Below are 15042 nucleotides of genomic sequence, written 5' to 3' on the forward strand. Positions count from 1 at the left end.
CATACTCACCACTTTACTGTTTACTTTTCTCGATGTTACGCAGATGTTCTGCATAAGTCTTTGCAAATAAATGAGACTGCGTTCCGTCCTTTTTCGTTACATAATAGAGAAAATCAGTTGTCTCTGGATGAAGCGCCGCTTCAATCGAAGCGATGCTCGGACTTGCAATAGGACCTGGCGGCAGCCCATCTATTTTATAGGTGTTATAGGGACTGTCAATTTCTAAATCCTTATAAAACAGCCGCTCCTTTGGCTTGTCCAGCGCGTATTGAACGGTAGCATCAATCTGGAGAGGCATTTTCTCCGTGAAAATGCGATTATAAATAACACCCGCAACGATCGGCCTTTCTTCATCCACGACGACCTCACGTTCCACGAGAGAAGCCACAGTGAGCAATTCATGAAGCGTTAACCCTTTCTTCTTCAGATCAGCTTCCCAGTTGGCCAGTTGCGCAATCTTTTTCTCCGTCTCCTGAAGCATACGGTCTACAATTTCTTGAGCAGAGCTTCCTTTTTTCATCTCGTAAGTTTCCGGGAACAAATAGCCTTCAAGTGAATGCTTGATATTTGTATCCTTTGGGAGCTTGATTTGGAAAGGCAGTCCCTCAACGTCAGCTGCCGCATCATCTATTGCCTTCATAAAAGCAGACTGTTCAACGATTCCTTTGCTGCTTAGCTCCGAAGCAATCTGTTCTACTGTGTAGCCCTCTGGAATCGTAAAACGAACCATTTCTTCTTTAACGACGTCACCACTATTTAAGCTTGCGATGATAGCATCATAGTCAACACCTGGCCGAAATACATATTTCCCTGCCATAAACTTTGAGCCTTCACCGTTCATTTTCAAATACACTTTAAATAATGCAGCGTTCTTAATGATTCCGTTTTTCTCTAACTGTTCAGCAATGGCACCCGTGCCTGATCCGCGTTCAATCAAAACCTGAACATCTGTATCCTGCTTAGCAGTTGGCTGCATGCCGTTCCAAACGTACCATACGCCTCCTCCTGCAAGAAGCATTAACAAAATGAAGACCACAAGTGTAACTTTAATCCCTTTCCTCATGACATCACTCTCCCACATGGAAAAAAGAGCGGTTGCTGCCGCTCTCTTTTGTAAGTTATTGAATTGTACAGAGACAGCTGTTATCCGTCAAGCTCTTCGGAATAGGCAAGCTCGTCAAATTGCTCCATAGCATCTTCCCATTCCTCGTCGCTCTCGATCGTTTCCAGCTGCCAACCGCCTGCTGCATCTTCTGTAATACGAAGTACATCAGCATCCTCGTCGCCGTCCACTGCTTGAACAACAGCGTACGCTTTATCGCTCATCTCAAATTCTGCTAACAAATCAAATACACGGCTCTTGCCGGATTCATCTGTCATCTCTAACGAATTTCCGTATGTTTGCGACAAACGATCAATAAGTGTAACCTCATGCTGTTCGCTCACCGTTAATTCTCCTCTTCGTTGTCCACTAACGTATTAAATGTCTCTTCTACGATATTCCACTCTTCTTCATCTTCGATAATGAAGAGCTTCAAATCTTCGCCGTCTTCTTCGTAACGGAAAGCGTATACTTCATCCGCCTCTTCGTCCGCAGCGTCCACGGGCACAACCATCATGTACTTATTGTCAGAACCATCAACCTCAAATTTCATGATGACTTCAAATTCTTCTTCATTTCCCTCATCATCCGGGATATAAATGATTTCTGGTTCTTCATGTTCATGTTTGTCCTGTGTCATGTTCTAAACCCCTCACCTTCTAGATTGATAGTCGAGATATGTTTGTAAAATGATTGTAGCTGCCATCTTATCGACAACTTGTCTGCGCTTCTTGCGACTTACATCAGCTTCAATTAATGTTCGTTCCGCTGACACGGTGCTTAAGCGCTCATCCCATAGGTGAACGGGCAAGCCAAACGACTGCTTTAACGTCTCGGCGAATGACATACTGATCTCGCCACGCGGGCCGATCGAGCCATTCATATTTTTCGGCAGGCCAAGGACAATTTCCTCTACCTCATGTTCCTTCACAAGGGTTTCCAGACGACGCATATCATCTTCGTCATTCCGACGTACGATAACTTCTAGTCCTTGTGCAGTCCAACCGAAGGCATCGCTTACGGCTACACCGATTTTGCGATCCCCATAATCCAAACCAAGAATCCTCATCTTTGTCTCCTACAACTCATGTTTGCCAGTGAATACCAGCATTCCGGCAAACAACCAGCCGGTCTAGCGATGATGGTTCAAATAAAAACGAACCAATTCCTCAATCAACTCATCCCGCTCTTTCTTGCGCACAAGACTTCGAGCGTTATTATGACGTGGAATATAAGCGGGATCTCCAGACAGCAGGTAACCGACGATTTGGTTGATGGGGTTGTATTCCTTCTCTTGCAGCGCATCATACACTGACAACAAGATGTCTTGACTAGATACTTCCTGCTCATCCGCTTTGACATTAAACTTCATCGTCTTATCCATTGAATTCATCGTCGACACCTCGCTTTACTCTTATCATAACACATACCCCAATAAACAAGAAAATATTCCATCTAAACCTTGTTTCTTTAAAAACAGTTTGTGGCAAATTGATGAAACCTGGACTACACCTGCGTCCATCAACATATGTCAGGTATAGTCCATCGCCGCAGCTTTAGGTAATCAATTTCGGACTTAAACGCCCGCTTGACTGCTGACAAGCTGTTCCACAAGCGCTAATGCATCCTGCAGCTTATCAGCGTTCTTGCCACCAGCTTGCGCCATGTCCGGTCGACCGCCCCCGCCTCCGCCAGCGACTGCAGCAATTTCTTTAATCATTTTGCCAGCGTGAAACCCTTGCTTCACTAACTCAGGCGCTACTGACACAACAAAGTTAACTTTGTCTTCATGAACTGCGCCTAATACCACGATTGCACTAGGAAGCTTGGACTTTAATTCATCTGCTGTTGTCCGCAGCGCATCCATGCTATTAGCATTAACAGCTGCTGTCAATACAGAGACACCAGCAATTGTGCGAATCTGATCCGTCAATTGGCCTGCTTCAATACTTGACAGTTTGGCATTCAAAGATTCATTCTCGCGTGCCAATTCTTTCTCGCGTGCAAACATCGCTTCCACGCGTTTAGGTACATCATTGATGTTGGATTTCAATAGTCCTGCCGCTTGCTTGAGCACATCTAATTGCTGCTCCATATATTCATACGCATGACGACCGGTAACGGCTTCAATTCTTCTTACGCCAGAACCGATTCCGCTTTCGCTAATCAATTTGAACAGTCCAATCTCGGATGTATTGGACACATGACATCCGCCGCAAAGTTCAATACTATATCGACCTACTTGCACGACACGCACCACATCGCCGTATTTCTCGCCGAAGAGAGCCATCGCTCCCATCGCCTTAGCATCGTCAATAGACTTTTGCTCAATAACGACAGGCGTACCTTTCCAGATCTGCTCATTTACACGGCGCTCAATCTCCGCCAATTCCTCTGGTTGTATGCTGCCAAGCTGTGTAAAGTCAAAACGCAAGCGCTCAGACTCTACGAGAGAACCCGCTTGGTTAACATGTTCTCCCAGGACGTCTTTCAACGCACGGTGCAGCAAATGAGTTGCCGTATGGTTCTTGATGAGTTCCTCGCGCTCAGAACGATCTACAGCAGCTTCAAGGGTGCTGCCCGAACGGAGCGTCCCTGCTTCTACTTTAACCATGTGAACATGCTGCCCATGAGGCGCTTTCTTCACACCCGTCACGACCGTCTTTAAATCGGACGCCGTTAATGTGCCGTTGTCACTTACTTGTCCACCGCTTTCCGCATAAAAAGGAGTGCGGTCTAGAATGACCTGAACCGTTGCACCAGCAGCAGCTTCCTCAACTAACTCATCATCCAAAATGATGGCCAATACATTGGCATTGGTCACCAACTCATTGTATCCAACAAACTCACTTTTAGTCGTAAATTCTGCCAACGGTCCGCCTTGCACCTTCATGCTCTCCGACTCTTGTCGAGCTGCACGAGCACGGTCACGCTGCTCCTGCATCGAAGCATCAAAACCCTCACGGTCTACGGTCAGGCCATGCTCACTTGCATAGTCTTCCGTCAGATCAAATGGGAAACCATACGTATCATACAATTTAAACGCTTCCGGTCCACTAATTTGGGAGCGGCCTTCTTTCTTCGCCGCAGCAGCCATCTCTGACAAAATCGCTAGACCATCTGTTAACGTCTCATGAAAACGTTCTTCTTCATTTTTAATCACTTTCTCGATAAATTCACGTTTTTCAACGACTTCAGGGTAGTATACACCCATCACATCGCCAACCGTTTTTACGAGTTCTACCATAAATGGACGCTCTACGCCAAGCATTTTACCATATCGCACTGCGCGGCGAAGTAAACGGCGAATAACATACCCACGTCCTTCATTAGACGGCAGCACGCCATCTCCTACTGCAAATACAACCGTACGAACATGATCCGCGATAACTTTAAACGCAACGTCCAGTTCTGGATTTGATTTGTATGGAATACCTGCAATTCGGCTTGTTTCTTCAATTATCGGCATAAAAAGATCGGTATCAAAGTTCGATTCTACATTTTGCAAAATCGAGGCGAAGCGCTCCAAGCCCGCACCTGTATCTATATTTTTGTTCGGAAGCGGTGTATAACTTCCATCTTTATTATGATTATATTGCGAGAATACTAAATTCCACACTTCCAGATAGCGTTCGTTCTCACCGCTCGGATAATTCTCAGGGTCGTTAGGATCACCATACGACTCTCCACGATCATAGAAAATTTCTGTACAAGGTCCACATGGGCCTTCACCGATATCCCAGAAATTATCCTCTGTTTTTACGATATGATCAGCGGGAACGCCAATCTTCTCATTCCAAAGGCGGTATGCTTCTTCATCATCAGGATGTACAGTTACATACAACAGACTTGGATCAAATCCGATCCATTCTTTGCTCGTTAAAAATTCCCATGCCCATGTAATAACCTCTTCTTTAAAGTAATCACCAATTGAGAAATTTCCCAGCATCTCGAAAAATGTATGGTGACGTCTTGTCTTGCCCACATTTTCGATATCATTGGTACGGATGCACTTCTGTGAATTCGCAATCCGAGGATTATCCGGTTTAACACGTCCGTCAAAATAAGGCTTCAACGGAGCCATTCCGGCATTAATCCAGAGCAAGGAAGGATCATTATGGGGAACAAGCGACGCACTTGGTTCAACATGATGTCCCTTACTTTCAAAAAACGCTAACCATTTAGCACGAATTTCACTAGCTTTCATTTGGGATTCCTCCTATGTGAGCAAAAAATAAAAAACGCCCCTGTATATACAGGGACGATGTGTAATCGCGGTACCACCCTGGTTATCGCTGCAACTCACCATGAACGGTGTGTCTCTTCCTGTCAATGCAGTAAGGTCCCCCACATCGAATCTGACAGGAGAATAATTAGCGATCGCCTCAGCGTTAATAACGGAACGACCCGGTGAAGTCCATTCACTCTCCGAAACTAGCCTTCGGCTGCTCTTCATGGCAAGGATTCTCTCAGCCTGGCAGTTGAAGACGTTCCACTTGCTCGCACGCCTAGATACGTATTGATACGTATTTACTGCTTAGGAATCCTCTCTCTGATCTCAGGGCTGCTGCCTACTCGGTTTCTTCAACGATTTTGCATGTTGTATTCAAAATAATAGTATATCCAATCACATTAGCTTGTCAAATATTCTGTGCACTTTTCGAGTACTTTCACGCCATGTTGTTAGCAGCATATGTAAGCCATTACAATATACATATATTTAACAGCATATGAGTATTGTCAATTAGGAAGGGTCAACCACCAAATGCCCGCGCATTCGGGCACTTGTTTTAATTGTTTCTTCGCAATCTCATCTGCCAATGCATCCCCAAAAAACCATCGTACAAGCTGCTCTGCCTGTACCGCATTCTCAAATTCATAGTCTAATCGTATCCATTTATGGGAGAAACCATACTTCCCTACTAACTGCTCATAATAAGCTGTCAAAAATGTAGGCGGAGAAGGTACTTCTTTGCCTGTACCCATCGTTTCCATAATTATTACCGTACCTCCTGGACGCACGACACGCCGTAGTTCTTTCATCACCTGCTGCAGGCTGTCCTCCCAAGGACTCGTTAAACAGCTAGAATTCACAATATAACATAGACTCCAACCTGCTACGACAAGATCAGCGCTATTAGCCTCAAGTGGGATCGATAAGTAATCCGATTGTACAACACGCCAGTTGGACAATCCTGATTCGCTCAGTTTAGCTGATGTAATTTGCAGCATGGCTTCAGAAGCATCAAGCGCCACAATTGACTTCGCTTCAGGTGCCAACACCGTCGTCAATCTTCCTGTACCTGCTCCTACATCAATCACATCAAGACCTGCATATGATCTAATTTCACGAATAAACGAACCTACCTCTGGCTGCTTAGAAATCATTTCGTCATATTGAGCTGCATCAAATTTATAAATATAATCATGCTCTGCCACTTCCTCTTCCCCCTCATCATGATCACGGTTTGAACATAATGAGCATAAAGGTTTACGCTGTGTAAAGGTCAAGTGATGAATATAAAATAATTACTATTGATGTTTTATATATCAGTATCATTATTTACTTATTAAGTATTATGTATATATGTATTAGTACAAGTATTGTGCAAAATGTATATTTTATTTCTTCTCAACATCAACAGACCTTCTCTTTTGTATTCCTTAGCAGCACTATCCCGTTGACTCAGAAAATCCCACTAGGACTTATACACTCTGTTTTTCATCATTAAAGATTCCATCGGGCATGTTCTGTTTCCCCACCAAACAGTGCCTGCTATTGGAGAGTTGATTGGCAAGACATCTTATTAGGAATAATCTAACTTATCACTGGACAAAAGAACGTATGTTCTCTATAATAAAAGGGAACACTAGTTCCTATTATTATTTCTTTTTTTGGCAAGGAGGCGGCATTCAGTTGAAGGCACTTCATACATATGCTTCATTAGAGCATTTCCAACAGCACTTTCATAGTGAAGATACTTGCATTCAGTACTTATTTCATCAGAAATGGCCTGATGGTTATTCTTGTCCGAATTGTCAGCATACACGTTGTTACACCATTCGCTCGCGGCGAATCCCTCTTTATGAATGTCAATTATGTTCTCATCAGACTTCTCTCACCGTATCAACAGTTATGGAGCGCAGCAGAACAACCTTGCGCAAGTGGTTTACTGCTATCTGGTTCGTTTCCCGCAACGATAAAGGCATTAATGCTGTACAGTTAAGCTCACTCATCCAAGTGACTTACAAAACCGCGTGGTCTATATTACACAAGATTAGACGTGTGATTTCCAATTATGACGCCCAATCTACTCTGGACGGACACATAGATGCTGCGCTCACCTTATATGGCCATTCACATCGGTATTTATCCAGCACTACCATTTCCTCTGAGCAGCATCCCTTTATTACTGCCATCAGTCATCCATCAGATCAGCATAGCCGCATGGTCAAAATGAAGTTAGTGTATCGCGAATTGATCACAGGGAGGCGGTTACAGCCCTTTGCTTATGAGCAGTTCAACACTCAGCACTCTTCACCCAATAAGAGCCGATTGATTCCATTTACATCTTACGATCAGCGCGCTCAAGCCGTTCCCATTCAGAACTTAGCTAAGCAGATGTCAACTTGGCTTAACAACACTTTTCATGGTGTTGGTGTATTACATCTGCAAATGTACCTAGATGAGTATTGCTACCGTTTGAACATCGAAGCTCAGAATATTTCCACCTGGAGACACCTTTCTAATCTGTGTTGCCAAGTTTATTAAGTCAGATTTTAACAGCATTTCAATATAATCTATAGCTAGCCCGAACAGTTAGTTTTGTGCTTACACGTTTTCAGATATTCTCTGTTGGATCCGTGGTTAGAGTAACTCCTATAAGCAGTTCTGTCAGCAGTTCTTTTGAGTAACTTAGTTCATTCAATTTTGTTTGATCAGTTGTTGTATGATTCGACCCTGTTGGATCAATTTTCATTCAGATTTGTTTGATCTGTTCTGTTAGTTCAGCTCTTTTAGCTCAGTTTGTTCGTTCAGTTCTGTTAGTTCAGTTCATTTAGCTCAGTTCTGGTAGAGCAGTTTTGGTAGTTCAACTCTGTACCTCAACTCTGCTGGTTCAGCTTTGTTAGTGCAGTTTTGTTAGTTCAACTCTGTACTTCAACTCTGTTGGTTCAGCTTTGTTAGTGCAGTTCTGCTAGTTCAACTCTGTACCTCAACTCTGTTGGTTCAGCTTTGTTAGAGCTTTTCCGCTAGTTCAACTCTGTACTTCAATTCTGTTGGTTCAGCTTTGTTAGTGCAGTTCTGCTAGTTCAACTCTGTACCTCAACTCTGCTGGTTCAGCTTTGTTAGTGCAGTTCTGTTAGTTCAATCTGTGTTTACCTTGGTTAGAACATCATTTTATAGCTCTATTGTAGCATTCGCTATCATAGATATACTCCCTGATCTAGAAGTGAAGCCGTCAATAAATTCCTGAGCAACTGGGATAGTGGAACTAAGAACACTAAACGAAACACTTCTATCTGGAAAATGCACGAAAGAGTACGATTCGGGTATCCAATCCTAGTAAATAACTTGTTGCCCTTATGAAGATCACAACAGAAAAAGCCCTGATTGTAATCATCAGAGCTTCTTCCATAACTCTATGTCGTCTTTCGCCTCACATAATAAGTAAACACATGTTGGAGCACTACCTTCAAAGCAGCAAAGAACGGAACCGCCAATATTAATCCTGCTACTCCCGCTACCTCACCCCCCACCAGCAACGCAAATATAATAGCCAATGGGTGCATATGCAGTGTACGTCCAACAACCTGTGGTGAAATAATATTTCCTTCAAGGATTTGACATATGGTGTTTACAACAGCAACCATAATCATCATCTTGATAGATATCGTGGATGCCGCAATTAGCGCTGGAGCAGCGCCAAAATATGGCCCTAAATATGGAATAATGTTAAATATCGCAACAAATAGCGCCAACAGCAGAGCGTACGGCATTCCTATAATCAGATAACCGATATATGCTAGCACACCAATAATGACACATACGATAAATTGTCCTCGTATATAGTTTCCAAGCGCTGTATCAATATCCTTAAACATCATTACCATGTGCTTCCGATGGCTTTTTGGTACATAAGCGATAACTGTTCGCTCAAACACATCAAAATCCTTTAATATATAAAAAATTAGGAAAGGTACAATCAGCGCTATAAAAAGCATGTTTAGCGTAGCGCCAATGTTATCCATAAATTCAGATATCCCCTTAGCCAATCTCTCCTCCAGTGCGTACATCCAAGTGTTAACTCCCGAACGCACGGACGGTGGAAGAAGCGATGAACGATTCAAGCCGTTCATTAAGTTTTCAGCCTTGGCATTAATATGAGGCATCTGGGTATTTAATTCTTCCAGCTGCTTCAACAGCATCGGAATAACATTCATGAGAATAACGGTCACTGAAATAATAAACACCGCATATATAAGCAGTACAGCCATCGTACGTGGCACTTTGCGTTCATTTAACAGTGTAACAACCGGATTTAACACATATGCTATAATCATCGCCAGAAAGAAAGGCGCAAGTATCGCCTTCAGAAAGTCATAAACTTCCCCGATCATTGGTCTTAACAAATAGAGCATATATAAGATGATAAGACCAAGTAGCACATATATACCGCTGACAAACAATTTATTTTTCCATAATCGCTCCACTGCGCTTTCACACCCCGCTTCGGACATGCTCATACAGTAGAGTATATGTAGACTAGGGAAAAATTAACCCGATTGGTTCCCCATTCTTCATCTGCCAGATGCGTTGGTTGTCGCTGCCTCTATACATAAGTCCTGGCCGCTTATTCTCAAGTTCAAACGGGCCATCCACAAGCACATCAATCTCACGAAGCAATTCAATTTTATCACGGCTTGATACTTGCAGCTGTTCAAGGGTATACCCAGTATACGCCCAAATATGCTTACCTGCCGCCCGCAGCTTCCGTGCCAACAGCTTCACTTCCTTAGCCTGTACAAACAGCTCTCCTCCAGATAAAGTTACGTCTGTAATAGGGTTAGAAAGTAATTCATCGGCTATTTCGTCAACAGACATAGGGGTCCCTCCCCTTAAGGCCCATGATTGAGGATTATGACATCCTAGACATTGGTGGGGACAGCCACTAAAAAATACTACAGACCTTAATCCTTCTCCGTCCACGACACTGTCATGAATAATATTCATCACATATAAGCTCATCTGTGCTTCACCCGCTCCGATTCCTCAGCACGTTTGGCAGAATTCCATTTATTCATATCTCCAACCAAATACCCAGTAATACGGCGTATTCGTTCAATATCATAATCTGGCGCACCACATACTGGGCAATCCATTTCAATGATGGCTTGATGACCACAGGATCGGCAACGGTCAATTGGGTGGTTAATTGAACCATACCCTACACCGTTTTCAGCCATTGCTCGTACCAGCTTATCTAAGGCTTTCGGATTTGCACGTGCACTTCCGTCGAGTTCAACGTAAGTGATATGGCCTGCATTACACAACTCGTGAAAAGGCCCTTCAATAGCGATCTTGTCATACGCCTTCATTGCATAATAAACAGGAACATGAAACGAGTTCGTATAATAATCACGATCTGTAATTCCAGGAATTAGACCGTAATCTAGACGATCTTTGCGTGTAAATTTCCCAGACAGACCTTCAGCAGGTGTGGCTATCAATGAAAAATTGTATCCCGTGCGCAGAATAGCCTCATCCATACGTTGCCGCATATGATGAACAATGCGCATTCCCAACTGACGTGATTCCTCTGATTCACCATGATGTGTACCCGTTAATTGGACGAGGGCTTCAGCAAGTCCGATAAAACCGATGCTAAGCGTCCCTTGTTTTAATATTTCATGAAGCTTGTCACGTGGAGCAAGTTCATCACTTCCTCGCCACACCCCTTGTTGCATCAAGAAGGTAAAGTCTTCTGCCAGCTTTTCACCTTGGTAGTGTAGACGATCCAAAAGCTGTCGTTCAGCAATATCAATCAACTCGTCCAAGTGATTCATAAATTCAGTTATACTATTCGACATCAAGCTTATACGCACAAGATTAATAGATGTAAAAGAAAGGTTACCTCTGCCTATAGCTGTTTCTTGACCATTTACATTCCCCATCACACGTGTGCGGCATCCCATATAGCAAGCCTCACTCTCGGGAGTACCATCCTGATACTGGGCGTTAAACGGCGCGTCTAAGAACGCAAAGTTGGGAAATAAGCGTTGAGCTGTCGTTTCCAATGCAAGCTCATACAGATCATAGTTCGGATCATTCGGTTGGAAATTAACACCCGACTTCACTTTAAAAATTTGAATCGGGAATATCGGCGTTTCTCCCCTCCCTAAACCTGCTTGCGTAGCAAGCAGCAGTTGCCGTACTAGCATCCTGCCTGCACGACTTGTATCAGTCCCGTAATTAATCGAAATAAAAGGAACTTGCCCGCCACCACGAGAATGCATGGAGTTGGCGTTATGAATAAATGCCTCACAAGCTTGATACGTATCTCGTTCCGTTAACTGCCACGCCTCCTGATCAATATCAAACCCCGTTTGGAACGGAAGCGTATTTAAATACTTTATATGTCTAACGTGTGTTCGCATAATGTATGGAGCAAGGTCGTAATCAAATAAAGGATACGCTTGACCTCCATGCTGCTGATTCTGATTGGCTTGAAGTATGATAGAAGCCAGTGCCAAGGCACTCTTAATGTCTTGAGGTTCCCGCATATGCCCGTGCCCAGTATTAAAACCACCTTTAAGCAGCTTCCCTAAAGGCACCTGGCAGCACGTTGTTGTACCTGTCGAATAAAAATCCAGATCATGGGGATACAATAGATTGGCTGCGATTGCTTCTTTTGTCTCGTCACTCAGAAGATGCTGCATGACGTACCATCTCGAGCTTTCACTTGCCATTTTCCCCATAACCCCCATTGGAGAACGACCATCCACATTTGCATTTTCCTGCATCAAGTCTCGGTCTGAGCCTTCCAATATACGATCAATCGAAGATACAAGATCCAGCTCAGTCTCTGTAAACATTGCCATGTTCTGATTACGTTGTCTGGAATTTGATTGTATATGTACGGTTCTTTGTTTGTCATGTGAAGTTTTAATAGGAGCTAATGTCATGTTTTTCGCCATCCTTTCGTTATAAACACAATATATAGTATGCATAATATTTAAAACATACAATATGTGCAATGTCACACTTTTATTTTAAACCTCATCACAACAAAAAAAGCGCCTTATCCGGGCAAAAACACCCCAGATAGACGCTAAAACAATCTTACTATTAATCGACAATAATGTGACCGTTTATGATGATGCCTGTGTCTCCGGATAAGCAGAAACACCCCATTCATCACCAAAAAACAAATCATCCAGTGAGCTTAATGTACCATCTTCTTCTACCTGATACACATTCATCTTATCACCGTTCACCGTTAATTCAATAAAACAACCCCAACAATAAAATTGATGGGAGCCGATCTTGCCTATATCCTTGGAATTGCAGTTCGGGCATCGCAACATATTATTCACCATTCCGTCCATTAACAGATTTGATATACCGATCCAAGTAACCTTAAAGGTGACTTCCTGTGGGGTTAACCAGATCAGACACTACAACTGTGTCTTGTCCTAATCGCATATGACGGTTTGCCTCGTCCAACTGCCGTCTGCCTTCAAGCAGGTCTGCAAGCAATCCGTCTGAAATTTCCAGTCCTGTTATTGTATTGCCCAAATTTGGCTGAAAATAAACATCTGCTACCCATCCAAGTTGATTTCCTTCTTGTGTTACGACCGGCAAATCTTTAACCCGTTCTGGACCCGTAAGAAAAGCGCGTGCCCGTTCTATATGGACAGCTTCCGCTTCGCGGACCGCAAGACTATTCTCAATCATAATCGCGTCTTCACCGCATGCCTTGATATCATGCCAAGGAATAATGTGTCTAACACGTGTAAAACGCGTGGGTTCTTCTAGTTCCACATGTGTCATGAGCCAATCATCTGTAATCCAAACATCTTTGATCTTCGATACACGCTTGCCTGTGGCGATGTCATAAACAGGTAGTCCTATCAATTCAAGCACTTTCATGAAAGAGCCTCCTTCGAGCGTCAGGCACTGCATCGCCCTCGGTTCTCTTTCCCGTTCGTCTCAGACCCTACTGTCTATTACGGACACGGTGAACGATGGTTGCAATTCGTGTGACAACTTCCTGCGCTTCATTGATAGTATTGCCCAATCCGAAACTAAATCGAACAGCAGTCTGTTGTCTTTCCTCCGAAAGTTGCATGGCACGTAGCACATGTGATACTTCCAATGAACCAGAAGTACAGGCAGAACCACTTGCCGCCATAACACCAAGCATATCTAAATTCATGAGCAGCTTTTCAGTAGGTATATCCAAGAAGCTCACATTTAAAATATGTGGAAGCCTGACGTCAGGATGTCCATTCACGACCACCCGTTCACCTAATTCACGCTGCAGTCCTTCCAACAATATAGATCTTACTTCATGTATTTGCTGCAACTTTGCTTCACGATGTTGTGATGCCTGCATTAATGCTTCGCAAAATCCGACAATACCCGCTATATTCTCCGTTCCAGCTCGACGCTTACGCTCTTGATTGCCGCCATAGATTAGCGGTTCCCATGCACTTCCATGCCTTGCATACAAAACACCCACACCTTTAGGACCATTAATCTTATGAGCTGTAAAGCTTGCCAAGTCTAAAGGGAGCTCCTGTAGCTTTATATCTATCATACCCAAGGCTTGAACTGCGTCGGTATGCATTAATATGCCACGTTCACGAGCTAAATGGCCGATCTCTTCAATCGGTTGCAGGGTTCCAACCTCGTTATTACCGTACATCACACTGATAAGACAAGTGTTAGGCTGAATCGCTTGTTCTATCTGAGCGGCTGACACCCTCCCATACTCATCAGGTTGGACAATTGTGACTCCAAATCCAAGCGACTGCAAATGCTCTGCAGCATGGAGAACAGCATGATGCTCAATTGCAGTGGTAACAAGATGTGGCATACCTGACTGCCCTTGCTTATCCATTCGCTGCTTCGCCGCCCACATCGCTCCAAATAATGCTGTATTATCGCTCTCACTGCCTCCGCTAGTAAATATTAACTCTTGCGGCAAACAGCCTAGTTCCTCGGCTATCTTATCCCTTGCTTGCTGCACAACCGCCTTGGACCCACGTCCAAATGCATGGATGCTGGAAGGATTGCCGTACACCGCTTGCATATTGGCAGACATTACTTCCCATACTGCCGGATGCAACGGAGTTGTAGCAGCATGGTCCATATAGATTCGTTCCATATATGTCCCTCGTCTCTTCTCTGGATGATCCCCTACACGCCATATTAGATGTAGAACATATAGCTGTCTTGGCTTCCTTCATCCTTGTATTGAATAAGATCGTGTAATGTTGTAGAGTCCAATACGGATGCGATGCTATCTCTAATACGTATCCATAAATCTCGTTTTGCGGGATCATCCTCTTCCGTAAAGTCAACCGGAGAGATAGGCCCTTCAAGTACACGGATAATTTCACCAGCGCTTAGCGTCTCTGGTTCACGGGACAATACATAGCCACCATATGCGCCACGAACACTTTTAACAAGTCCAGCGTTACGCAAAGGTGCAATAAGCTGCTCTAAATAATGTTCGGACAGTTGATTCTTCTCCGCGATGCTTTTTAAGGATGTCGGCCCCTCACCAAAGCTTCGTCCGAGCTCCATCATAATTGTTAGGCCATAACGCCCTTTTGTAGATATCTTCATATAAGCACCTCTAAATGTTTGTTTTCATAAATTCATTGTATTCCTATATGCCACCCTGTATATCGTATCACAACTATCCACGTTA

The 15042-nt window shown here is 43.7% G+C and carries 15 protein-coding genes and 1 pseudogene; 2 read left to right on the forward strand and 14 right to left on the reverse strand.

The genetic code is table 11. From position 1 onward, the window contains the following. Nucleotides 1-13: 13 nt before the first annotated feature. The 7 genes from mltG to MH117_RS23135 form a co-directional block, all read right to left on the reverse strand. A complete protein-coding gene (mltG, locus tag MH117_RS23105) occupies nucleotides 14-1063 on the reverse strand; it encodes an endolytic transglycosylase MltG (protein ID WP_239332939.1) in 1050 nt (349 codons plus the stop codon). Nucleotides 1064-1143: 80 nt separating this feature from the next. Beyond that, complete coding sequence (locus MH117_RS23110; protein ID WP_239332941.1) at nucleotides 1144-1446, reverse strand: DUF1292 domain-containing protein; 303 nt, start codon at nucleotides 1444-1446, stop codon at nucleotides 1144-1146. A gap of 2 nt (nucleotides 1447-1448) precedes the next feature. Then, the gene (locus MH117_RS23115) at nucleotides 1449-1742 is read right to left on the reverse strand and encodes a DUF1292 domain-containing protein (RefSeq protein ID WP_028544811.1); all 294 of its coding nucleotides are present in this window, start codon (nucleotides 1740-1742) and stop codon (nucleotides 1449-1451) included. Between the two features lie 12 nt (nucleotides 1743-1754). Beyond that, a complete protein-coding gene (gene ruvX / locus MH117_RS23120; protein WP_239332943.1) occupies nucleotides 1755-2171 on the reverse strand; it encodes a Holliday junction resolvase RuvX in 417 nt (138 codons plus the stop codon). A gap of 63 nt (nucleotides 2172-2234) precedes the next feature. Then, on the reverse strand, nucleotides 2235-2495 hold the full coding sequence (locus MH117_RS23125; protein ID WP_239332945.1) for an IreB family regulatory phosphoprotein: 261 nt from the start codon (nucleotides 2493-2495) through the stop codon (nucleotides 2235-2237). Nucleotides 2496-2678: 183 nt separating this feature from the next. Then, nucleotides 2679-5309, reverse strand: a complete 2631-nt coding sequence (gene alaS, locus MH117_RS23130) for an alanine--tRNA ligase (protein ID WP_239332947.1) — start codon at nucleotides 5307-5309, stop codon at nucleotides 2679-2681. A gap of 533 nt (nucleotides 5310-5842) precedes the next feature. Beyond that, complete coding sequence (locus tag MH117_RS23135; RefSeq protein ID WP_239332949.1) at nucleotides 5843-6541, reverse strand: class I SAM-dependent methyltransferase; 699 nt, start codon at nucleotides 6539-6541, stop codon at nucleotides 5843-5845. Nucleotides 6542-6947: 406 nt separating this feature from the next. Here MH117_RS23135 and MH117_RS26890 point away from each other — a divergent pair. Together MH117_RS26890 and MH117_RS23140 are read left to right on the forward strand one after the other, a co-directional pair. Continuing rightward, nucleotides 6948-7154: pseudogene (locus tag MH117_RS26890) on the forward strand (transposase); the annotation flags it as partial. An 84-nt stretch (nucleotides 7155-7238) separates the two neighbouring features. Beyond that, nucleotides 7239-7874, forward strand: coding sequence for a hypothetical protein (locus MH117_RS23140; RefSeq protein WP_239332951.1), 636 nt, complete (start codon nucleotides 7239-7241; stop codon nucleotides 7872-7874). Nucleotides 7875-8743: 869 nt separating this feature from the next. Here the strand turns inward: MH117_RS23140 and MH117_RS23145 are convergent. The 7 genes from MH117_RS23145 to cymR all read right to left on the reverse strand — a co-directional run bounded on the left by MH117_RS23145 (nucleotide 8744) and on the right by cymR (nucleotide 14957). Next, nucleotides 8744-9814, reverse strand: coding sequence for an AI-2E family transporter (locus MH117_RS23145; RefSeq protein ID WP_239333099.1), 1071 nt, complete (start codon nucleotides 9812-9814; stop codon nucleotides 8744-8746). A 52-nt stretch (nucleotides 9815-9866) separates the two neighbouring features. Then, nucleotides 9867-10349 (reverse strand): anaerobic ribonucleoside-triphosphate reductase activating protein, encoded by a 483-nt coding sequence (nrdG, locus tag MH117_RS23150; protein ID WP_239332953.1) that lies wholly within the window; start codon nucleotides 10347-10349, stop codon nucleotides 9867-9869. Then, a complete protein-coding gene (locus tag MH117_RS23155; protein ID WP_239333101.1) occupies nucleotides 10346-12196 on the reverse strand; it encodes an anaerobic ribonucleoside triphosphate reductase in 1851 nt (616 codons plus the stop codon). The genes nrdG and MH117_RS23155 overlap by 4 nt, the downstream gene beginning before the upstream one ends. 276 nt (nucleotides 12197-12472) lie before the next feature. Continuing rightward, a complete protein-coding gene (locus MH117_RS23160; RefSeq protein WP_239333103.1) occupies nucleotides 12473-12688 on the reverse strand; it encodes a hypothetical protein in 216 nt (71 codons plus the stop codon). Between the two features lie 52 nt (nucleotides 12689-12740). After that, nucleotides 12741-13253 carry a PRC-barrel domain-containing protein gene (locus MH117_RS23165; protein ID WP_239332963.1) on the reverse strand — a complete coding sequence of 171 codons (513 nt, stop codon included), beginning with the start codon at nucleotides 13251-13253 and terminating at the stop codon, nucleotides 12741-12743. Between the two features lie 67 nt (nucleotides 13254-13320). Then, nucleotides 13321-14493 (reverse strand): cysteine desulfurase family protein, encoded by a 1173-nt coding sequence (locus tag MH117_RS23170; RefSeq protein WP_239332965.1) that lies wholly within the window; start codon nucleotides 14491-14493, stop codon nucleotides 13321-13323. 44 nt (nucleotides 14494-14537) lie between these two features. Further along, the gene (cymR, locus tag MH117_RS23175) at nucleotides 14538-14957 is read right to left on the reverse strand and encodes a cysteine metabolism transcriptional regulator CymR (protein WP_028544799.1); all 420 of its coding nucleotides are present in this window, start codon (nucleotides 14955-14957) and stop codon (nucleotides 14538-14540) included. Nucleotides 14958-15042: the final 85 nt, after the last annotated feature.

The sequence above is a fragment of the Paenibacillus sp. ACRRX genome, assembly GCF_022346885.1.
Classification (GTDB): domain Bacteria; phylum Bacillota; class Bacilli; order Paenibacillales; family Paenibacillaceae; genus Paenibacillus_B.